This window comes from Mesorhizobium sp. WSM1343, from assembly GCF_055901535.1.
Window position 1 is genome coordinate 558280 of the sequence record NZ_CM148370.1, and the last position, 18920, is coordinate 577199.

17 protein-coding genes, 1 tRNA gene and 1 pseudogene are annotated in these 18920 nt (G+C 63.6%); 12 read left to right on the top strand and 7 right to left on the bottom strand.

All coding sequences use genetic code 11. The annotated features are described in order from the left end of the window. Window positions 1–52: 52 nt before the first annotated feature. The 5 genes from AC0NIL_RS02575 to phnN all read left to right on the top strand — a co-directional run bounded on the left by AC0NIL_RS02575 (window position 53) and on the right by phnN (window position 3886). Window positions 53–271: a hypothetical protein gene (locus AC0NIL_RS02575; protein WP_027161053.1), complete on the top strand. Its 219-nt coding sequence runs from the start codon at window positions 53–55 to the stop codon at window positions 269–271. Between the two features lie 150 nt (window positions 272–421). Continuing rightward, window positions 422–1234, top strand: coding sequence for a 5-deoxy-glucuronate isomerase (gene iolB / locus AC0NIL_RS02580; RefSeq protein WP_275953237.1), 813 nt, complete (start codon window positions 422–424; stop codon window positions 1232–1234). A gap of 153 nt (window positions 1235–1387) precedes the next feature. Next, window positions 1388–2095, top strand: coding sequence for a DUF1045 domain-containing protein (locus AC0NIL_RS02585; protein WP_013528376.1), 708 nt, complete (start codon window positions 1388–1390; stop codon window positions 2093–2095). A gap of 13 nt (window positions 2096–2108) precedes the next feature. Continuing rightward, entirely contained in the window at window positions 2109–3260 is a 1152-nt protein-coding gene (locus tag AC0NIL_RS02590; RefSeq protein WP_473572809.1) for an alpha-D-ribose 1-methylphosphonate 5-triphosphate diphosphatase, read from the top strand. Continuing rightward, on the top strand, window positions 3257–3886 hold the full coding sequence (phnN, locus tag AC0NIL_RS02595) for a phosphonate metabolism protein/1,5-bisphosphokinase (PRPP-forming) PhnN (RefSeq protein WP_024502021.1): 630 nt from the start codon (window positions 3257–3259) through the stop codon (window positions 3884–3886). Before AC0NIL_RS02590 ends, phnN begins: the two co-directional genes overlap by 4 nt. Before the next feature lie 5 nt (window positions 3887–3891). Here the strand turns inward: phnN and AC0NIL_RS02600 are convergent, their stop codons facing one another. The 3 genes from AC0NIL_RS02600 to AC0NIL_RS02610 form a co-directional block, all read right to left on the bottom strand. After that, the gene (locus AC0NIL_RS02600; RefSeq protein WP_027161057.1) at window positions 3892–4887 is read right to left on the bottom strand and encodes an ABC transporter permease; all 996 of its coding nucleotides are present in this window, start codon (window positions 4885–4887) and stop codon (window positions 3892–3894) included. A gap of 51 nt (window positions 4888–4938) precedes the next feature. After that, complete coding sequence (locus tag AC0NIL_RS02605) at window positions 4939–6483, bottom strand: sugar ABC transporter ATP-binding protein (RefSeq protein WP_081714222.1); 1545 nt, start codon at window positions 6481–6483, stop codon at window positions 4939–4941. A gap of 171 nt (window positions 6484–6654) precedes the next feature. Next, window positions 6655–7617, bottom strand: coding sequence for a sugar-binding protein (locus AC0NIL_RS02610; protein ID WP_013528381.1), 963 nt, complete (start codon window positions 7615–7617; stop codon window positions 6655–6657). Window positions 7618–8174: 557 nt separating this feature from the next. Here AC0NIL_RS02610 and AC0NIL_RS02615 point away from each other — a divergent pair. The 3 genes and pseudogenes from AC0NIL_RS02615 to AC0NIL_RS02625 form a co-directional block, all read left to right on the top strand. Next, complete coding sequence (locus tag AC0NIL_RS02615; RefSeq protein ID WP_473572810.1) at window positions 8175–9278, top strand: LacI family DNA-binding transcriptional regulator; 1104 nt, start codon at window positions 8175–8177, stop codon at window positions 9276–9278. A gap of 1011 nt (window positions 9279–10289) precedes the next feature. Further along, window positions 10290–10682, top strand: coding sequence for an MAPEG family protein (locus AC0NIL_RS02620; protein WP_013528384.1), 393 nt, complete (start codon window positions 10290–10292; stop codon window positions 10680–10682). Between the two features lie 195 nt (window positions 10683–10877). Further along, window positions 10878–10937, top strand: a pseudogene (locus tag AC0NIL_RS02625) (hypothetical protein); the annotation flags it as partial. 109 nt (window positions 10938–11046) lie between these two features. On the opposite strand, the gene AC0NIL_RS02630 reads toward AC0NIL_RS02625, so the two are convergent. From AC0NIL_RS02630 to AC0NIL_RS02640, 3 genes are all read right to left on the bottom strand, one after another. Continuing rightward, window positions 11047–11123: transfer RNA gene (locus tag AC0NIL_RS02630), tRNA-Arg, on the bottom strand. Window positions 11124–11253: 130 nt separating this feature from the next. Next, window positions 11254–12180: a DUF1003 domain-containing protein gene (locus AC0NIL_RS02635; RefSeq protein WP_013528385.1), complete on the bottom strand. Its 927-nt coding sequence runs from the start codon at window positions 12178–12180 to the stop codon at window positions 11254–11256. Window positions 12181–12875: 695 nt separating this feature from the next. Beyond that, on the bottom strand, window positions 12876–13763 hold the full coding sequence (locus tag AC0NIL_RS02640) for a D-alanyl-D-alanine carboxypeptidase family protein (protein WP_063169763.1): 888 nt from the start codon (window positions 13761–13763) through the stop codon (window positions 12876–12878). Between the two features lie 216 nt (window positions 13764–13979). Between AC0NIL_RS02640 and AC0NIL_RS02645 the strand changes: the two genes are divergently transcribed. The 4 genes from AC0NIL_RS02645 to AC0NIL_RS02660 all read left to right on the top strand — a co-directional run bounded on the left by AC0NIL_RS02645 (window position 13980) and on the right by AC0NIL_RS02660 (window position 18178). Continuing rightward, on the top strand, window positions 13980–15794 hold the full coding sequence (locus AC0NIL_RS02645) for a methyl-accepting chemotaxis protein (RefSeq protein WP_473572811.1): 1815 nt from the start codon (window positions 13980–13982) through the stop codon (window positions 15792–15794). Window positions 15795–15913: 119 nt separating this feature from the next. After that, complete coding sequence (locus tag AC0NIL_RS02650; protein ID WP_473572812.1) at window positions 15914–17014, top strand: hypothetical protein; 1101 nt, start codon at window positions 15914–15916, stop codon at window positions 17012–17014. Window positions 17015–17124: 110 nt separating this feature from the next. Further along, window positions 17125–17745: a nucleoside triphosphate hydrolase gene (locus tag AC0NIL_RS02655; RefSeq protein ID WP_013528389.1), complete on the top strand. Its 621-nt coding sequence runs from the start codon at window positions 17125–17127 to the stop codon at window positions 17743–17745. 85 nt (window positions 17746–17830) lie between these two features. Then, a complete protein-coding gene (locus AC0NIL_RS02660; protein ID WP_013528390.1) occupies window positions 17831–18178 on the top strand; it encodes a hypothetical protein in 348 nt (115 codons plus the stop codon). Between the two features lie 23 nt (window positions 18179–18201). On the opposite strand, the gene AC0NIL_RS02665 is transcribed toward AC0NIL_RS02660, so the two are convergent. Then, window positions 18202–18906: a glutathione S-transferase N-terminal domain-containing protein gene (locus tag AC0NIL_RS02665; protein WP_027161063.1), complete on the bottom strand. Its 705-nt coding sequence runs from the start codon at window positions 18904–18906 to the stop codon at window positions 18202–18204. Window positions 18907–18920 lie beyond the last annotated feature (14 nt).

Consider the following 18920-nt stretch of genomic DNA (forward strand, 5'->3'; position numbering starts at 1 on the left):
AATGGCTGGTGCGACGGGTTCCCGGCGAGGCCGATTGCTGTAGATTGGCCCGATGAAAGATTCCGAACACCCCTTCTTCCGGCCTTTGTGGCGGCGTGTCGCCGTCGTCGCGGTCTGCGTCATCTGGTCGATCATCGAGTTCGCCACCGGCACGCCGTTCTGGGGCATGATCGCGCTCGGCTTCGCCGGCTACGCCGTCTGGCAGTTTTTTTATCTCTACAAGCCTGCTGACGAGGCGAGGCCTCCGGTCGGGCCCGAGCCGAAGGAGTGACTGATCGCATGCGTCGGCGGTTAGCTTCCAGTGCTTCTAACTTCGTCATCCTAGGGTCTCCGCGACGGAGCTTCGCTCCTGCTACGCCCTAGGGTGACGAAGTTGAGAGGCTTCGGCCGATCTCGAAGATTTGCGATAGGAGAGACAAAAATGTCGAAGCTGCTCGTCAAAGCCGACAAGGGCCACGGTCGCGTCGCCCATGTGACGCCGAAAAGCGCCGGCTGGACCTATGTCGGTTTCGACCTGCATCGGCTGAAGCCCGGCGAGAGCGCCTCCGGCAAGACGGAGGATCGCGAAGTCTGCCTGGTGTTCGTCACCGGCAAGGGCAAGGCTTCAGCCGGCGGCAAGGATCTCGGCCTGCTCGGCGAGCGCATGTCGCCCTTCGAGGGCAAGCCGTGGTCGGTCTACGTGCCTGAGGGTTCGGACTGGTCGGTGACCGCGGACACCGAGCTGGAGCTCGCGGTCTGCTCGGCGCCGGGTCTTGGCAGCGGCCTGCCGGTTCGCGTCATCGGACCGGACGATCTCGGCCAGGAGGTGCGCGGCAAGGGCACCAACACGCGCTATGTCACCAACATATTGCCGGAGGGCAAGCCGGCCGATTCGCTGCTGGTGGTCGAGGTCATCACGCCCGGGGGGCATACGTCGAGCTATCCGCCGCACAAGCACGACCAGGACAATCTGCCCGCTGAATCCTACCTCGAGGAAACTTACTATCACCGCCTCAACCCGCCACAGGGCTTTGCCTTCCAGCGCGTCTACACCGACGCCGACAAGAACGGCCATCGCGCGCTCGACGAAGCAATGGCGATCGAGGATGGCGATGTCGTGCTGGTACCCAGGGGTTATCACCCCTGCGCCGCCTGCCATGGCTACGACCTCTATTATCTCAACGTCATGGCAGGACCGAAACGGACGTGGAAGTTCCACAATGCGCCCGAGCATGAATGGCTGATGAAGGCCTGATCGGTCGCTGCGTGAGCACTCGCTCCCTGGTCCAGCACGAAAAAATCGTCGGCTAATGACCCCGCCGCAGCGTTTTGTTACCTGAAAGCCAGCAAGGCTTCGTCAATTCGTCATGGAAATCACCTATGGCAGCGAAGCTGACAAGGACTTTCCATGCGCTACGCCCTCTATTTCACTCCCCGGCAGGACGAGCCACTGGCGCGGATTGCCGCCGACTGGCTGGGCCGCGACCCGTTTGGCGCCGCCACGAGGCCGGTCGAAGCGGTGGCCGACCTGTCGGCGGCGGAAGTCGCTTTCCACACCGCTTCGGCGCGCCGCTATGGTTTCCATGCGACGCTGAAAGCACCGTTCCGCCTGGCTGCCAACGAGACGGAAGTCTCGCTGCGCGCCGCACTCGACCATTTTGCCGAGGTGACGCCGGTGGTGACCATCCCCCGTCTGGTGGTCAGCCAGATCGACGGCTTCTTCGCACTGGTGCCGGAAGGGCCAGTGCCTGCGCTCAACCGGTTCGCCGATGACGTGGTGCGCGACTTCGACCGGTTTCGCGCACCGCTGAGCGAGGCGGAAATCGAGCGGCGCAGCCCGGATTCGCTGAAGCCGGCCGAGTTCCGCAATCTCTGCCAATGGGGCTACCCCTATGTCTTCGAAACCTTTCGCTTCCACATGACGCTCTCCGGCCGGGCGGGGTCACAGGAGAGCCCGCGTTTGCGCGCAGCGATCGACAGCCTGTTCGCGGAAGTGCTGCAACAGAAGGTGCTGGTGGATGCGCTGACCTTATTTGTCGAAACCGAACCGGGTGCGCCGTTCATGGTGCTCTCGCATCACGCGCTCGGGCGCCGCCCGGCCAGAAAAACCGCCTGAAGGACTGCCTGAAATGACCGCCGAGACTGTTCTCCACAATGCCCGCATCGTGCTTGCCGACGAGATCGTCGAAGGTTCGCTGGTGCTGCGCGACGGCTTTATCGCCGGCATCGAAGCCGGCGCAAGCCTTGGCTCTGGCCGCATCGGCGAGGATATGGGCGGCGACTATATTATTCCCGGGCTGGTCGAGTTGCACACCGACCATCTCGAAGGCCATTACGCGCCGCGGCCCAAGGTGCGCTGGAATCCGATCGCCGCCGTGCTCGCCCATGACGCGCAGGTGGCAACCGCCGGCATCACCACCGTGCTGGACGCCTTGCGCGTCGGCATGGACGAAGACGCCGACCTGACATCGGCCGACATCCGCAAGCTGGCCGACGCGATCGAGGACAGTGTGAAGCAGGACCGTCTGCGCGCCGACCATTTCATCCACCTGCGCTGCGAGGTTTCGGCTCCGGACTGCCTCAGGGCTTTCGCCAATTTCGACGGCGACGAGCGGGTGAAGCTGACATCGCTGATGGATCATGCGCCAGGCCAGCGCCAGTTCGTCAATCTCGAAACCTATGCCTACTATTACCAGCGCAAGCTGAAGCTGACCGATCGCGACTTCAAGGTGTTCTGCGAAAAGCGGATGGCCGAATCGGCGCGCAATTCGGCGCCGAACCGGGCGGTGATCGCCGCCGCCTGCCAGGAGCGCGGCATCGTGCTGGCCAGCCACGACGACGCCACATCGGGCCATGTCGACGAAGCGATCGAGCAGGGCGTGCGGGTCGCCGAATTCCCGACCACGGAAGAGGCCGCCAGGGCCTCGAAAGAGGCCGGGATGGGTGTGCTGATGGGCGCGCCAAACGTTATGCGCGGCGCCTCGCATTCGGGCAATGTCTCGGCCCGTACGCTGGCCAGCGACGGCCTGCTCGACATCTTGTCGTCCGACTACATTCCCTTCAGCCTGATCCAGTCGGCGTTCTTCCTCGGCGATGTCGTCGAAGGCATTTCCCTGCCGCAGGCCGTCGCCATGGTGTCGAAGAACCCGGCCGATGCGGTTGGCCTGACCGACCGCGGCGTCATCGAGCAGGGCCGCCGCGCCGATCTGGTGCGGGTGCGCGTCGACGACCATGTTCCGGTCGTGCGCACCGTGTGGCGGCAGGGACGCCGGGTGGCATGATGGTGTCGGCACTGATCGAGCGGGAACTTTCGGCCGAGACGTTTCCGATCCGCGATGGCGTTTTCGTCGCCGTCGTCGGCCCAAGCGGCGCCGGCAAGGACACGGTGATCGGCTACGCCCGCAACCATTTTGCCGACGAAACGCGGCTGGAGTTCGTCCGCCGGGTCATCACCAGGCCGAGCGATGCCGCAAGCGAGGATCACGACACGCTGGCCGACGCTGCCTTCGCCGAAGCCGAAGCCGATGGCGCCTTCGCCATTTCCTGGGAAGCACACGGCTTGCGCTACGGCATCCCCGCCGATGTCGACTGGTCTGTCGCCAACGGCCGTGTCGCTGTCGCCAATGTGTCGCGCGCGATCATCCCCTCCTTGCGCGAACGCTATGCCAACCTGGCCGTCGTCGAGATCACTGCCTCGCCTGAAGTGCTGGCCGAGCGTCTGGCGATGCGCGGCCGGGAGTCCCGCGGCGAAGTGCTGGCGCGGCTGGCACGCAGCGCCAATGTCACTCTGTCCGGGCCCGGCGTCACCTCGATCGACAACAGCGGCCCGCGCGAAGCCGCCGGCGAACGCTTCGCCGAGGTGCTGCGCAAGGCGATGGCCTTTTCCGACATGTCGGGCCTGATCTAGGCTAGCTATTCCGCAGCCTGGCCCGCCACGCCCTTGCGGGTGGCGTCGACCATCAGCCGCCGTTCCCGGAACACGCCCCATTGCTGGTCGACCAGCACGCCGATGAGGATGACGCCGCCCATCACCGCGAAGTTGAGCGAGGACGGGATGCCGAGCAGGTTGACGAGATTCTGCAGCTCCTGCAGCAGCACCGTGCCGAGGATGACGCCGATCAGCGAGCCTTCGCCGCCGCGCAACGAGAAGCCGCCGAGCACGGCGGCGGCGATGGCGTAGAGTTCGTAGAACTGGCCGTGGCTGGCCGGCGAGATCGAGCGCGTGTACATGGCGAAATAGATCGCCGACAGCGCCGTCAGCACACCGCAGATGACATAGGCGGCGATGACGACACGGCCGGTGCGGATACCCGAATATTTCGCCGCCTCCTCGTTCTTGCCGATGGCGTAAAGATAGCGGCCGAACACCGAGCGGTGCAGCACCACCCACATGACGATCGAAATAACGATCAGCGCGATGAAACTGTTCGGCACGCCATAGGAGCGGCCGGCGGTGAGGAATTCGAGCTCGGGAAAATTCTGGCCGAACGCAAAACCCGCCGTGCCGTCGGCAGTGTAGAAGCGGGCGACACCGCGGTAGATCAACAGGCCGCACAAAGTGACGACGAAAGGCTGCAGCTTGAGCCTTGTGATCAGCCAGCCATGCACCAGGCCTATGATGGCGCCGAGGAACAGGATCAGCACGAAGGCCAGCGGCCAGCCCACCTCGCGCACGGCGATGAAGTCGATGAACAGCGTTCCAAGCAGCGCGACCACCGAGCCGACCGACAATTCGATGCCGCCGGTGATGATGACGAAGGCCTGGCCGATCGACAGGATGCCGAACAGGCCGATCAGGTTCGAGGTGTTGGCGAGGTTGATCGGCAGCAGGAAGCGCGGATTGATGATCGCCACGATCGCCCCGACCACCAGGATCAGGATCAGCAGGCCGAGATCTTTCTTGCTCATCGTCGTCTCCCCAATGCCTGAGCAGATCGCGCTTGCGCGACCCCGGCAAAACTACTTCGGCTGCTTGCCCACCGCCAGCAGCAGCACGTTTTCCTGGCTGAACCGGTCCTTGTCGAGAATGCCGGAGATTTGGCCCTCATGCATGACGGCGATGCGGTCGGACACGCCGATCACCTCTTCCATGTCCGACGAGATCATCAGCACGGCGACGCCGGCATCGGCCAATGCGCGCATCAGGCCGTAGATTTCCGCCTTGGCGCCAATGTCGATGCCGCGCGTCGGCTCGTCGAGGATCATCACCTTGGGGTTCATGGCCAGCCACTTGCCGAGCACGACCTTCTGCTGATTGCCGCCCGACAGCGTGCCGGTGCGCGTCTGCACCGAAGGCGCCTTGATGCCGAGATCTTTCTTCTGCTTCTCGGCGGTGGAGGTCTCGGCGCTTGAGGACACCAGGGAGCGGCGCGCATGCGCGGGCAGATTGGGCAGCGAAATGTTCTGAGCGATCGACAGGTCGAGCAGGATACCGGTGAGCTTGCGGTCTTCCGGCACCAGGAAGATGCCGTGCGCGACGGCGTCGGCCGCGGAAGCCAGCGCAAGCGGCTTGCCGTCGAGTTCCAGCGCGCCGCCGAGCTTCGAATCGATGCCGAAGAACACCCGCGCCAGCTCGGTGCGGCCGGAACCGACAAGACCGGCGAGGCCGAGGATTTCGCCGCGCCTGACGTCGAGATCGACCGGGCGGCCGGGATAGGCAGGGGTGCGGATGGCCTTGGCCGCAAGTGCTACGGCGCCGGGCGCACGCGCCGCTTCCGAGGCCTTCTCGCGCTCCTTCAGCATGCGGCCGATCATCAGCTTGACCATCTGGTCGTGGCCGATATCGCTCTTCGGCAAGGTGCCGGCCAGCATGCCGTCGCGCAGCACCACGACGCGGTCGGCGACGCGTTCGACTTCGTGCAGGCGGTGCGAAATGAAGATGACGCTGATGCCGTCGGCCTTCAGCGCCTTGATGACGTCGAGCAATTTGTCGGTCTCGGCGAGCGGCAGGCTGGATGTCGGCTCGTCGAGGATGACCAGCCGCGCCTCGATCGACAGCGCCTTGGCGATCTCGACCATCTGCTGCTGCGCCAGAGACAGGGTCGCGACCGGCGTGTCGGCGGAAAAATTGGCGCCGACGCGCTTCAAAAGCGGCGCCACCATGGTGCGCAGCTTGGCGCGGTCGACGAGCTTGAGCGGCCCGGCGCGCAACGGCTCGCGGCCGAAGAAGATGTTGGCGGCGACGTCCAGATTTTCGAACAAGTTGAGTTCCTGGTGGACGAAGGCGATGCCCGATCCCAGGCTGGCTTCGACGGAGAGCCTGTCATGCGCGGTGCCGTCGACGGTGATCGTGCCGCTGTCGGGCCTGGTGACGCCGCCGAGGATCTTCATCAACGTCGATTTGCCGGCGCCGTTTTCGCCGACAAGGCCGATGACCTCGCCCGGCCTGACCTCCATGGAGAAGCCGTCGAGCGCAACGACGCCCGGATAGGTCTTGCGCACGTTCTCAAGGCTGAGGAACGGGGCGGTCACGGATGCAGCAATGGATGTGTCGGAATAATTCATCATGCCTGACAGCGATTGGCGGGCCAATTCTGAGCATGATCTTTTCCGAGAACCGGCTTCCACTTTTCGGGATCATGCTCTTGGCTTTTGGCAGACTGACGATCCTCGCGGTGTTCGTCAATGCGAGCAGCCGGCCCAAGCGACGTTGAGCCGGCTGAACTGCTTCAAGTCTTAGTTTCCGGCCATCGCCTTCAGATTGGCGGCGTAGGCGTCGACGTCATCCTTGCCGATGATCTTGGTCGGGATGATGATGAGGTTGCCTTCCGGGATGCCCGACTTGTCGCCCTTGAGATAGGCAGCCATCAGCTTCATGCCCTGATAGGCCCATTCGAAGGGCTGCTGCACGACGGTGGCGGCAATGGTGCCTTCCTTGACGCCGCCCAGCGTGATCGGATCGTCATCGAAGCCGACGACGGTGATCGAGCCGAGCTTGCCGGCGTCGCGCAGCGCTTCATAGATGCGCGGCGTGTTGTAGGAGTAGAAGCCGACCATGCAGGTGACGTCGGGGCTGGCGACCAGCGCGTCCTCGACGTTCTTTTTGGCGCGCGCCTGGTCGATGTCGTCGCCGCGCACGTCGATCAGCTCGATCTTGGTGCCGGCCAGGCCGTCCTTCATGCCCTGGATGCGCTCCTTGGCATTGTCGGCGCCGAGCAGGCCGACGAAGCCGAGGCACTTGCCGCCATTGGGCATCGCCTTTTTGGCGATTTCGGCCGCCTGCTTGCCGGCATCGACGTTGGACGAGCCGATATAGGCGACGCGCTTGGTCTGCGGCGCGTCCGAGTCGGTGGTGAACAGCGCGGTTTCCGAGGCGATCTTGTTCAACCCATCGGTCGAGGTCTTGGGATCGACGGCCGAGACCATGATGCCCTTGACGCCGGCCGTCACCAGATCGTCCATCAGCCGCTGCTGGATGGCGACCGAGGACTGTTCGGGATATTTGAGCTCGAGCGTATAGTCGGGCAGTTCGCCCTGCGCCTTCTTGACGCCGGCTTCGGCGGCCTTCCAGAAATCGGAAGCGCCGTTGACGACGAAGGCCAGCGTCGGCTTGTCGTCGGCACGCGCGATTGCCGTGGCCGACAGGCCAAGCAGCAGCGCGGTCGCGGCTACGGATGCATTGCGTATCAAGGATTTCATGTTCAACCTCCCGTTTGGCTCAGTCGTTGGACCGGCCGATCTTGCACTGACCTGATTTGCCGTTTGCAGCGTGGACGCCCTCCTCCTCAAAGGGGTTCCCGGCACCGAAAGAATGGCGTCGTTCCAGCCACGACAGCGACCTTAGAGACTCATCCTTCATTCGTAAATAGTCCGATTTGTCTGACATATCACATATCCGAGACAAGGCTTGCGAAGATAGTATCCGCTCGCCACCGGGCCATTTTTCGCACTCTCCCGTCGCCCCGGACGTGACCGGCCGGATGCGACGATTGACGGTACAGCGCATTTTTGTATTAGTAAACAGTATTAGTTCCGAGCCAATGCCAGCGGTTCGGGGTGTGCCGGCCGGCATGCCGTCCTCACCGCTGGGCCGCCGCCCAGGCCTTTTATTAATTGAGCTTTCGCTTGTATGGAGATGCGTGGCGGATGGACCTCCGGTATACTAATAGTTATAAACGAGCTTGACGTTATTCCGATAAATCGACGGCGTCACGCCACCTTGCCGGCCTGACCGGCCAGCCAGACTGGGATTTGCCATGAGCGAGACGACGGATCGGGCCAGCGACACAGCGAGGCGGCGCAAGGCGCCGACCAAGGGCGCCAAGGGCCGCGTCACCATGATCGATATCGCCAGGGCCGCCGGCTGCTCGCAGGCGACCGTGTCCTTCGTGCTCAACAATTCGCCAGGGATCAAGCTGTCGCAGCAGACCCGCGACCGGGTGATCGAGGCCGCACGGACGCTTGGCTACACCGCGCCCGCTTTCGAGGCGCTTCACCCTCCACTGCCGGCCTTCGAAGGGCTGGACGGGGTGATCGGCTTTGCCGTCGACCAGCTCGCCACCAGCCCCGAAGCCGTGGTCGCCATCGAGGGCGCGCGCCAGGCCTCGTGGAATGCCGGCAACGTGCTTCTGGTGGCGCAGACGCTGGGCGATTCCGTCATGGAGCCGCGCGCTATTTCAGCGCTGACCAAGCGGGGCATTTCGGCGCTGATCTACATGACCATCTTCACCCGCGAGATCACAGCGCCCGACTATCTCTACGGCCTCGACATCCCGGTGATCCTGCTCAACTGCTACACGGCGGACTACGCCTTCCCGTCCGTGGTGCCGAGCGAGATCGCCGGCGGCCAGAGCTCGACCCGCCATTTGATCAGCCACGGCCACCGCCGCATCGCCACCATCACCGGCGAGCCGTGGATGCAGGCCGCACAGGATCGGCTGAAGGGCTACCGCCGCGCGCTCGCCACGGCCGACATTCCGTTCGATCCCGAGCTGGTGGTCGAAGGCGACTGGTCGGCCAGCGCCGGCTATGCCGCCACCGTCAAGCTGCTGGCACTCAGGGACAAGCCCACCGCCATCTTCTGCCAGAACGACCGCACCGCGATCGGCTGCTACGAAGCGCTGAAGGAAGCCGGCCTGCACATCCCCGGGGATATTTCCGTGGTCGGCTACGACGACGAGGAAATCGCCCGGCACCTCTTCCCGCCGCTGACGACCTCGATCCTGCCGCATATGGCGATGGGCCAATGGGCGATCGAACAGCTGGAAGCGCCGGCGGCGCCTGGACGGGGGCGGTATCCGATCACGAAGCTGGAGTGTCCGCTGGTGGAGCGGGAGAGTGTACGGGGGGTGAAGGGGTAACGCGACTCGGCGGGCCCGCGCTGGCTTACCTTCGACCGTTAGGGAAACCTGACCAGTGGGACGAAGAGCTGATGGCGGCAATGCAGACAATTCTTGCGCGGAAGGGGGTCAAGGTCGAAGTCCGAGACATTCATTCCCATTGGTGCAACAGACCGGCACGGTTGCGAATTTGGGGTTGGACACGCCGTGCCGGCCAGTGCTGGACACCCCAGCCCGATTACGCTACCGGCACAACAGGAATCCAGCAATTAAGCCTGATGGTCTAGATCGCGAGTGCAGAGCCTGTTCTCGCGCTTCAGGGGGCCTTTTTACCACGGGCATTACTTCTCCTCCGGGCAGTCCAGCATCTTCGCATGGCGATGCATTTCTTCGCACCCGTCCGACAAGGCCGGGCTTGAACCATTCCGCCTTGTCTTTCTTCAGGCCTTCGGCACTGGTCCGCTAACCTTGCCCTGCACGCGGTCCCACAGGCAGTTGCGTCTGCCGAACTTGAAATTGACGTTGGCGGTGCCGACTTGCGGAATCGGCTGTCGTTTCCTGGAGAAAGCAAAAAGCCCGCCACCTTTCGGCAGCGGGCTTTCCAAAACTGTAACTCTCTTGGTTAATCGATAATCCCGGATGAGCTGGGCGAAGCCGTCACTGACGACAGTCGCTCACGCTTCGTGAAAACGGGCTTCTGATAGATCTTCTTCATCGACATTCCCCTTTGCCAATAATGTGTCACTCTTTGCCTTCCGCCGGGCAGCGTGTCAATCGCGCAACAAAATGCCGCCACCTTTCGGCAGCAGGCCGGTCACGGCGGTATGTCGATGGCCGTCACCGCCTCCACGGAAGGGACGCTGATGGCATTCCAACTTGCCCATCGTTTTCGGATGATTAACAAAAAGGGCAATTATGTAACTGACAAACCCGGCTCTTATTGGCGCTGGCTGTCAGGAAAGATCTGCCTGCGCCTTGCCCTTGCCGATAACCTTTGCTTGCCTACTGTCCCGACCATGAGAGGAGGCAAACATGGAACGGCTTTACCCGGTAGCTCTCGTGACGCTGTTTTGTAGCTTGATGATATTCGGAATGGCGGTGACGGTCGCGAGAACCCACAAGAAGACTGGCATACTGGCGCCCGCAATGACCGGTGACCCGCTCCTTGAACGAACCATCCGGGCACATGCCAACGCGGTGGAATGGTTTCCTATCTTTATGCCGTCGATGTGGCTGTTCGCGATCTACTGGAATGCCGCGTGGGCTTCCGGCCTTGGGCTGCTCTGGATGATAGGTCGGATTGCATATTTCGTAGGGTATCGCACCGCGCCCTTGAAGCGCTATCCCGGCTTCTTCGTCCAGTCGATTGCAGCCTTCGCGCTGCTTTTTGGCGCTCTGGGCCGGATCATCTATCTGATGCTCTAGGCGCTCCCCAGCCACGGGAGAATGGCACAGTACCTCATAAGTGGAGATAGGGCGCACCCACTCCGGTCGGTGTCGGGTCGGTAACATTGCTGGACGCGTTCGAGGGGCGCCAAATGCTCATCGCCTCCTATTACATGTGGTTCGACGGCCGGCCGGCAGCCGAGCAATGAGGGGTGTACCTTCTTCACGACGCAGGTGGCCCATTCGCGGGCTCGCGACACCCTCGCCGCCGAACGCTGGCGGTTGCCCTGGCTGGCGGTTGAGAAGAATTATGCCTTTGAAGGGCTGAAGGGCCGCGTGAGCCTGCTCGACCGCAAAGCTGCCAACGACAAACGCAGTGCCCCGAAACGGACCTACATGGAACTGGCGCACCCGACAGGATTCGAACCTGTGACCTCTGCCTTCGGAGGGCAGCGCTCTATCCAGCTGAGCTACGGGTGCTTTCCGGAATCCGGAAAACGAACCAGCCGGTGAACCGGCAAGTCACGGCTTCTTAGCGGAAGCGGGCGCGGGCTTCAACGGGCAATTGGCGATTGGCGTAGCGACTTGGCCCGGTGCTCCAGGCTGCGGCCTATGAGGTTCCCGCCCCCGCCTTCACCGTCCGCCTTCCACGCACCGCCCGCTTCGGCTTCTTGGCGCCCGCCAGTTCGTGCATCGCATCCAGCTGCATCTGCTGCATTTCGGCGAGCCGCGTCCATTGGCGCGAGATGAGGTAGTCGAGCTTTTCGTGCAGATGGCGCACTTCGAGCTCGGCCTTGAGGTTGACGCGGTAGTCGTTGAAGGAGCGCAGGCGGTCCTTGGACTCCTGCCGCCGCTGGCTCATCATGATGATCGGCGCCTGGATGGCGGCAATGCAGGAGAGCAGCAGGTTGAGCAGGATGAAGGGATAGGGATCGAAAGCGGCGCTCATGCCGGCGACCAGATTGATGCCGATCCACACCAGAAGCACGCTGCCGAACGAGATCAGGAACCACCAGCTGCCGCCGAAGGCCGCCATGTTGTCGGAGACGCGGTCGGCGAAGGTGCGGTGCTCCTCGAATTCTTCTTCCGAGTTTTCGGAAATCGTGTCCTGCCTGGCGATCGATTCGACCACCTGACGGTCGAGCTCGGAGAATTCGCCGTGCTCCTGCTGCAGCAGCTCCTCCATGTAGCGCATGCGGTAGCGGCCGAGCTCGGCGCGGCTGATGCGGGCGCCCGCCGGCAGGTCGGGATGGTCCGAGCGGATGCGGTCAGCGAGGCTCGGGCGCAGCGTGTCGATGCGCACCAGATCGCGCTTGCGGAATTTGCGGCCCGATATCGCCGACGGCTTTTTCTTCGGCTTGCCACGGTGGGCGCCTGGACCAGCGGGGTCGGAGTCCGGCACTTCGGGCGTGTCGAAGTGTTCGTCCGATACCGGATCGGCCTCCAGCTCACCGACGATCGGCGCCTCGAAATACTCGCCGCCGTCATCGTTCTGATTGTCTGCCGCCTGTTCGGGCGTTTTGGGGACGGTGCTCATGGTGGGCTCCTGAGGGTGCTGGGCGACGATAGACAGAGGTGGCGGCGCATAGCCAGCGCCGGGCACGGATTTCGCAGGCCGGACAAGTGTTTTTGATCGGAGAAGGCGATGTGGCTGGCGGCGGCTCGCCTCTCAGGGCGGGTGGAGACGTTCCAGATTGGCCGGAGCGGGAAGAACTTGCCCGATGTTTGCGGCAATCACCCCCCTCTGTCCTGCCGGACATCTCCCCCTCAAGGGGGGAGATTGGCTGTTGTCCCGGCTTTCGCCAATTTCCACCGTCACAGGAGTGAGCGGAGCGCCGAAGCTGCCAATCTCCCCCCTGCGGGGGTTGAGGAGCGGTCCGCGTAGCGGGTGGAAAGCCAATTGCTTGGCTTTCCGAGCGACGAAGATCCGGCAGGACAGAGGGGGGGGCGCTGTCCCCGCCAACGTGCACAAGGTTCTGCAGGGCGGCGGGCAACAAAAAACCCGCCTTGCGGGCGGGTCACGTTTCCAGTCGATCAATTGGCGCGACTCAGCACCATACCGAAAATAGTAGCATAGCTGCCCTCAGGGTCAAGAAAAAATTCCTATCGACATCCATCCCCGCGCAGCCAAGCGCGATGCTTGCTACCGGCAGCTCGCCCTTCGCAGGCTCAGGGCGTTCGTCGTTCAAAAAGCCAAGCAATTGGCTTTTTGTCCGCTACGCGGACCACTCCTCACTGTTCCGCGAACATCAGCCTGGTCTTGGCGCCGTCCGTGGTCGGCGACAGGCTGCGCTGGATCAGCGCTTCGACATGGTCGTTGCGCTGGCGGGCTGAGTCGGCGCCCATCACCACGACGATCAAATTGCGGCCGTCGGCATTGTAGGAGGTGACGATGTTGAAGCCGGACGCCCTGATGTAGCCGGTCTTGATGCCGTCGACGCCGCGCACGCGGCCGAGCATGTCGTTGTGGCCGCGCACCAGCCGGCCGCGGAACATGAAGTCGCTTTCGGAGAAATAGTGGAACTGCTGGGGAAAGCGCTGATGCAGCGCCATGCCGAGCACCGCCATGTCGCGCGCCGTCGTCATCTGGCCATCGTCGGGCAGGCCCGACGCGTTGCGGAAGGTGGTGCTGGTCATGCCGAGCTGGCGCGCCTTGGATGTCATCATGGCGGCGAACTGATCCTCCGAGCCGCCGAGATATTCGCCGACCGCCACCGCCACGTCATTGGCCGATTTGACGACGATGGCGCGGATCGCGGAATCGACGTCGATGCTCTCGCCGCGCCGGAAGCGCATCTTGGTCGGCGGCTGCGAGGCGGCATGGTCCGACACCGGGATCTGCGTCTGCTTGCTGACGCGGCCGGACTCCAGCGCCTCGAACAAAAGATACAGCGTCATCATCTTGGTCAGCGAGGCGGGGTAGCGCTGCGCCGTCGAGCTGACCTCGAACAGCTGCTTGCCGGTCCTGGCGTCAACCACGATGGCCGCATATTTCTGCGCCGGCGCGGGCACGGCCAGCACGCTGTCGGGCGGCGTCGTGGCGCAGCCGGCCAGCAGCACCAGCAGGGCTAGTGCCGCAAAAACTCTCTGGATGAGCGGAAAGGGACGCAGGTAGGACAAGGGCTGGACTGTTCTGGGTCGGCTGTTGCTGAGATGAGACGACGCTAACGTAACGCGGCTGTTGCGTCCATTTGGTTAATGCCGGTTAGCCCCAGGATTGTCGAGCCTCGCAAGCTTGGCATCCGCCCCGAAAACGCCGGTTTTCCCGTGTCTTTGCTTGCCAAGGCCGCGTTTCCCGTGGGAAGGGGCGTGGTATCGAGGGCTTGGGGGCTTGGCATGACGAACATCGGGGCCGGGGGCGCTGCGCCCTCGCTTATCAGGGCATCACTCAGCCGCACCGGCAAATGGGCTGGCAGCGTCGCCTTTGTCGGGGGTGCCGTATCCGACATCCTCAATCCGCTGGCGCCGTTCGCCGCCTATATCGCGCTGGTCGCTGCGGTGGCCGCAATCATCATCGCCATTGCCATCGTGCTCCGGCTGGTGCTGGCGGCCAAGGCGCTGCCGGCCTTGATCTTCGCCACCAGTGCGGCGGCCGTCGCCGGCGGCGTCTACGGCCTGCAGCAGCAGACCAACGCCCAGCATGGGGTGATCGCCAGCCTGGTGCCGGCCATTGCCGGGCTGCAGCAGTCGATGGGCATCGTTACCGAGAAAGTTGCGAAGATCGAGCAGACCGTCACGCAGACGCAAAAGACGGTCGACGCGGTCAAGCAGTCGACCGACACGGCGGCGAAAAAGACCGACGAGATCGCGTCCGTCCAGCAGCAGCAGACTGAGCAGACGGCGGAAGTGCAGAAGACCACCGACGAGGTGAAGAAGGAGACCGAGACGCTGGTCGCCGGCCAGGCGCAGCAGCAGGCCCAGACCGAGAAGCTGCAGGCGACGACGCAGCAGATCGCCGCCTCGATCGACATCATCGCCAAGGGCTTTGCCGCCCTTGCCGCGCAGGGCGGGGCGATCGCCGAGCCGAAGCGGCCGGACGAGTTCTACCACAATGCCCGCGTCTACGAGTTGTCCGGCGACATGCTGAATGCGCGGCGCTCCTACCTCGCCTTTGCCGGCTTCGACGTCGACGCCATCGATCCCTACACGCGCTTTGCCGCGCTGCTTCGGGTGCAGGACGGCAAGGCCGGCGCGCGCGAGGTGTTCGGCGCGCTTGCCGACAAGGGCAAGGCGCTGTCGATCAAGCTGGTGCATATCCAGCAGTTCGACGACGCCCAGCGCCTCGACAAGCTCAACGCCTTCATATCAGCCAATCCAGATTTCGCGCCGGCCTATTTCCTGTTGGCGCAGGAGTTTTCCGAAGACCGCCTCGGCGCCCAGACGCTGGCCGACAAGCGCAACGAGGCCAAGGCGCTGACCAAGTTCACGTCCTACGAAAAGGATGGCGGGTTGCTCAAATATTTCGTCGACCAGACGCAGTTGGCCGACTGGCTGGACCGCAGCCGCAGCCGGCTGGCGGCGCTTGGCGACGTGCTCGACCCCGCCCGCTTCGTGCCTTCGCTGACGCCGATGCGCTCCAACCAGGGCTGGTCGATGACCATCTCGCTGCCCGAGCCGGCGACCGCCATCTCCTGGCGCATGGGCGACAGCGGTCCGTTCACCGACACCGGTTTCCTGGCCATGAACGACCAGACGACCGGCAAGCCGATGGCCAATCCGAGCTTCGAGATGCCCGACAGCACGGTGGCGGGAATCATTGCGATCAAATATCTCGACATCAGGGGCCGCGAGACCGGCCCGTTCGACATCCGCTTCGACCCCGAGACAGCGCTTCAGCAAGGCAACAAGCAGATCCTCGACCAGTTCTGGACCTCGTGGATCGCCTTCGATGCCAGCGGCAACCACGGCCTGGTCTATTTCACCCAGATGCTGTCCTACCGCTGCGCCATCAAACAGGTGCATTACAGCCTGAACGGCGCGGCACTCGACAAGGAGATCAAGATGCCGCCTTGCGACAAGAAGGACCCCTACGCCATCCCATACGACTACCAGCCCTATTTCAAGGTCGCCGACAGCGTGAAATCGATGTCGGTGCAGGTTACCTATACCGACGACACCAAGTCGCCGGTGCGGGAATACAAGCGACAGTAGCTCACCCTCCCCTTGTGGGGAAGGTGAAGGTGCGCGATGCAAAAATGCCCTGTCGCAGTGCTTGCGCAACCGCCGCCGAACGGGTTCTGTTTGTGCCTTCAGAATCGGTGACAGCGCAAATGACCATCCACACCATCAAGGCCAGAGGCATTTCGGTTTCGCTCGACCTCACGGTCGGCCACATCGCCGACATGGTCGTCGAGGGCGGTGGGCGGCAGCTGAAGCCGCTGCATCGCGCGCCCTGGGTCGATGCGAACGAGACGCTGCCGAAAGACCTGCCGGAAGGCACGGTTCGGCTGTCCGGCGATTTCCTCTGCGCGCCGTTTTCGCGCAGCGATGTCGAGGAAGCGCCGCTGCATGGCTGGACGGCCAACAGTGCCTGGGATGTCGTCGAAAGTGTCGCGACCGACGATGGCTGGCGCGCCGTCTATCGCCTGCGGCACGAGGTGATGGGCGCTTCGGTCGACAAGATCCTGACGCTGCGCGACGGCCATCCCTTCCTCTACCAGGAGCATGCGTTTTCAGGCGGCCATGGTGCCATCCCGGTCGCCCATCACCCGATGACGGCCATGACCGGCGGCGGCAGGCTGGCCTTTTCGCCCAAGCGTTTTGCCGCGACGCTGGACGATCCGCTGGAGCCCGATCCCGCACGCGGCCGCTTCATGCTCGCCTATCCGGCGCGCTCCACCGATCTCGGCCATTTTCCCGCCGCCGGCGGCGGCACGCTCGACCTGACGGAATACCGCATGGATGACCGCCGCGAGGATTTCATCACGCTGGTCGAAGCCGACCATGGCGGGCCGGGATGGACCGCGCTTGCACGACAGGCCGAGGACGATCTGGTGCTGGTGCTGAAGAACCCGGCCGAACTGCCAATCACCATGCTGTGGTTCAGCAATGGCGGGCGCGACTACGCCCCATGGAGCGGCCGCCACCTTGGCGTGCTCGGCATCGAGGATGGCCGCGCTGCCGTCGGCCATGCCGCCTCGATCGGCGACAACTGGCTGAAGCGCGAAGGGGTGGCGACCGCTTTTGCGCTGGGCGAAGGCCAAAGCGTGTCCTTTCGCCACGTCATCGGCATCCTGCCGCTGTCGGGCGGCGAGCCGCCGCGGGACGTCATGACGGCGGATGGCCGCATGCGGCTGCAAGCCGGTGGTTCGACGCGGGAGGTTCCCTTCGACAGCGATTTCCTGCGCATCGGCCAGCCGCTGGCCTCGTAGGTGTGATTGCGCGGCCGCAGGGTTTGAAATTTCCGTGAACTGTCGCCAAGATGTGGCCGAAATCATCATGCGGAACATGGTGGATCTGAAGCTCTGCCAGAGAGGCTCTCATGTCCGAAATCGCCCATCTCGCCGCCACCATCTTCAAGCGTGCCGGCAAGGCAAACCGCTTCATCGTCGCCATTGCCGGTCCACCGGGCGCCGGCAAGTCGACGCTGTCGGCAAGGCTGCATGAACTGCTGCCCGAAGGGGCAGCGGAGGTCGTACCGATGGACGGCTTCCACTATGACGACGCCGTGCTCGAGCGGCGCGGTCTGCGCGCACGCAAGGGCGCGCCGGAAACCTTCGACTTTGCCGGTTTTGAGGCCTTGCTGAAGCGTATCCGTGCCGGTGAACCCGACATCGCCATTCCGGTCTTCGACCGCAGCATGGAACTGTCGCGCGCCGCAGCCTCGATCGTCGCCACAGAAACCAAGTTCATCCTGGTCGAGGGCAATTACCTGCTGCTCGACGAAGAGCCGTGGTCGCGGCTGGCGCCGCTGTTCGATTTCTCGATCTTCGTCGACGTGCCGCGCAACGAGCTCGAGCGCCGCCTGATGGAGCGCTGGCACGAGCATGGCCGCTCCGATGAAGATGCGCGCGCCTGGATCGCTTCCAACGACCTGCCCAACATCGAGCGCGTGCTCGCGCGGCGCAGTGCCGCCGATCTGGTGATCGGCCTTTCCGCTTGATTCGACGGATTGTGCAAGGGGAACCTTAAGACTTTCAGGCCGTTATCCCGACACGACAATTGTGCCAAAAGAGGGATTCGGTCCAATGGCAACCAAGGCAAAAAAGCCTGCGCCCGCCAAGGGCAAGGCGACCCAATCCAAAACCGGCGCCGGCCCGGCGATGACAGGCCGTTCAAAGGACGCCAAGCCGGCTTTCGGCAAGGCAGCGCCGAAGAAAGTGGTGCCGGCCGCAGCGAAAGCCGCGCCAAAAGCCGCAAAGCCGAAGAAGCCCGCGAGTTCCAGCGACTCCTTGGGCGGCAGTGCGATGCGCACGGCCAAGGCCACGGCCAACGTCGCTGCCGGCGCAGTCATGGTCGCCGCCCGAGGTGCTGCGTCGCTCGCTGCTTCCGTCATGGGCAAAGGCGGTTCGAAAGCCAAAGCGAAGGCGAAATAGCCGCGCTTCGGAGGCTGGTTTTTCTATCCCTTGGCCGGGATGGTCAGGCCTTTTTGCACCGCCGGCCGCGCCAGGCCGCGCTCCAGCCACGTTCCCAGATGGGCGAAATCGTCAAAGCCGACGAGTTCGCGTGCTTCGTAGAATCCGATCAGGTTGCGCACCCAACCGAGCAGCGAGATGTCGGCGATGGTGTAGTCATTGCCCATGATCCACTTGCGCCCCTTCAGCCGGCCGTCGAGCACGCCGAGCAGTCGCTTTGACTCGTCGCGATAGCGCTCGAGAGGGCGTTTGTCGGCGATCTCGCGGCCGGCGAATTTGTGGAAGAAGCCGACCTGGCCGAACATCGGCCCGACCGAGGCCATCTGGAAGAACACCCACTGGATGGTCTCGTAGCGGCGCGCGCCATCAATGGGCATGAGCAGGCCGGTCTTTTCAGCAAGGTAGAGCAGGATGGCGCCGGATTCGAACAGGCCGATCGGCTTGCCGTCCGGGCCGTTGGGATCGATGATCGCCGGTATCTTGCCGTTGGGATTGAGCGACAGGAATTCCGGTGTCCAGCTTTCGTTCTGGCCGATGTTGACCCAATGCGGCTCGTAAGGAAGGCCGAGTTCCTCCAAGGCGATCGATATCTTCACCCCGTTCGGCGTTGTCGCCGAATAGAGCTGGAGCTGGTCCGGATGCTTGGCCGGCCAACGCGTTGCGATCGGAAAGGCGGACAGGTCTGCCATGGAAGCTCCTGGAT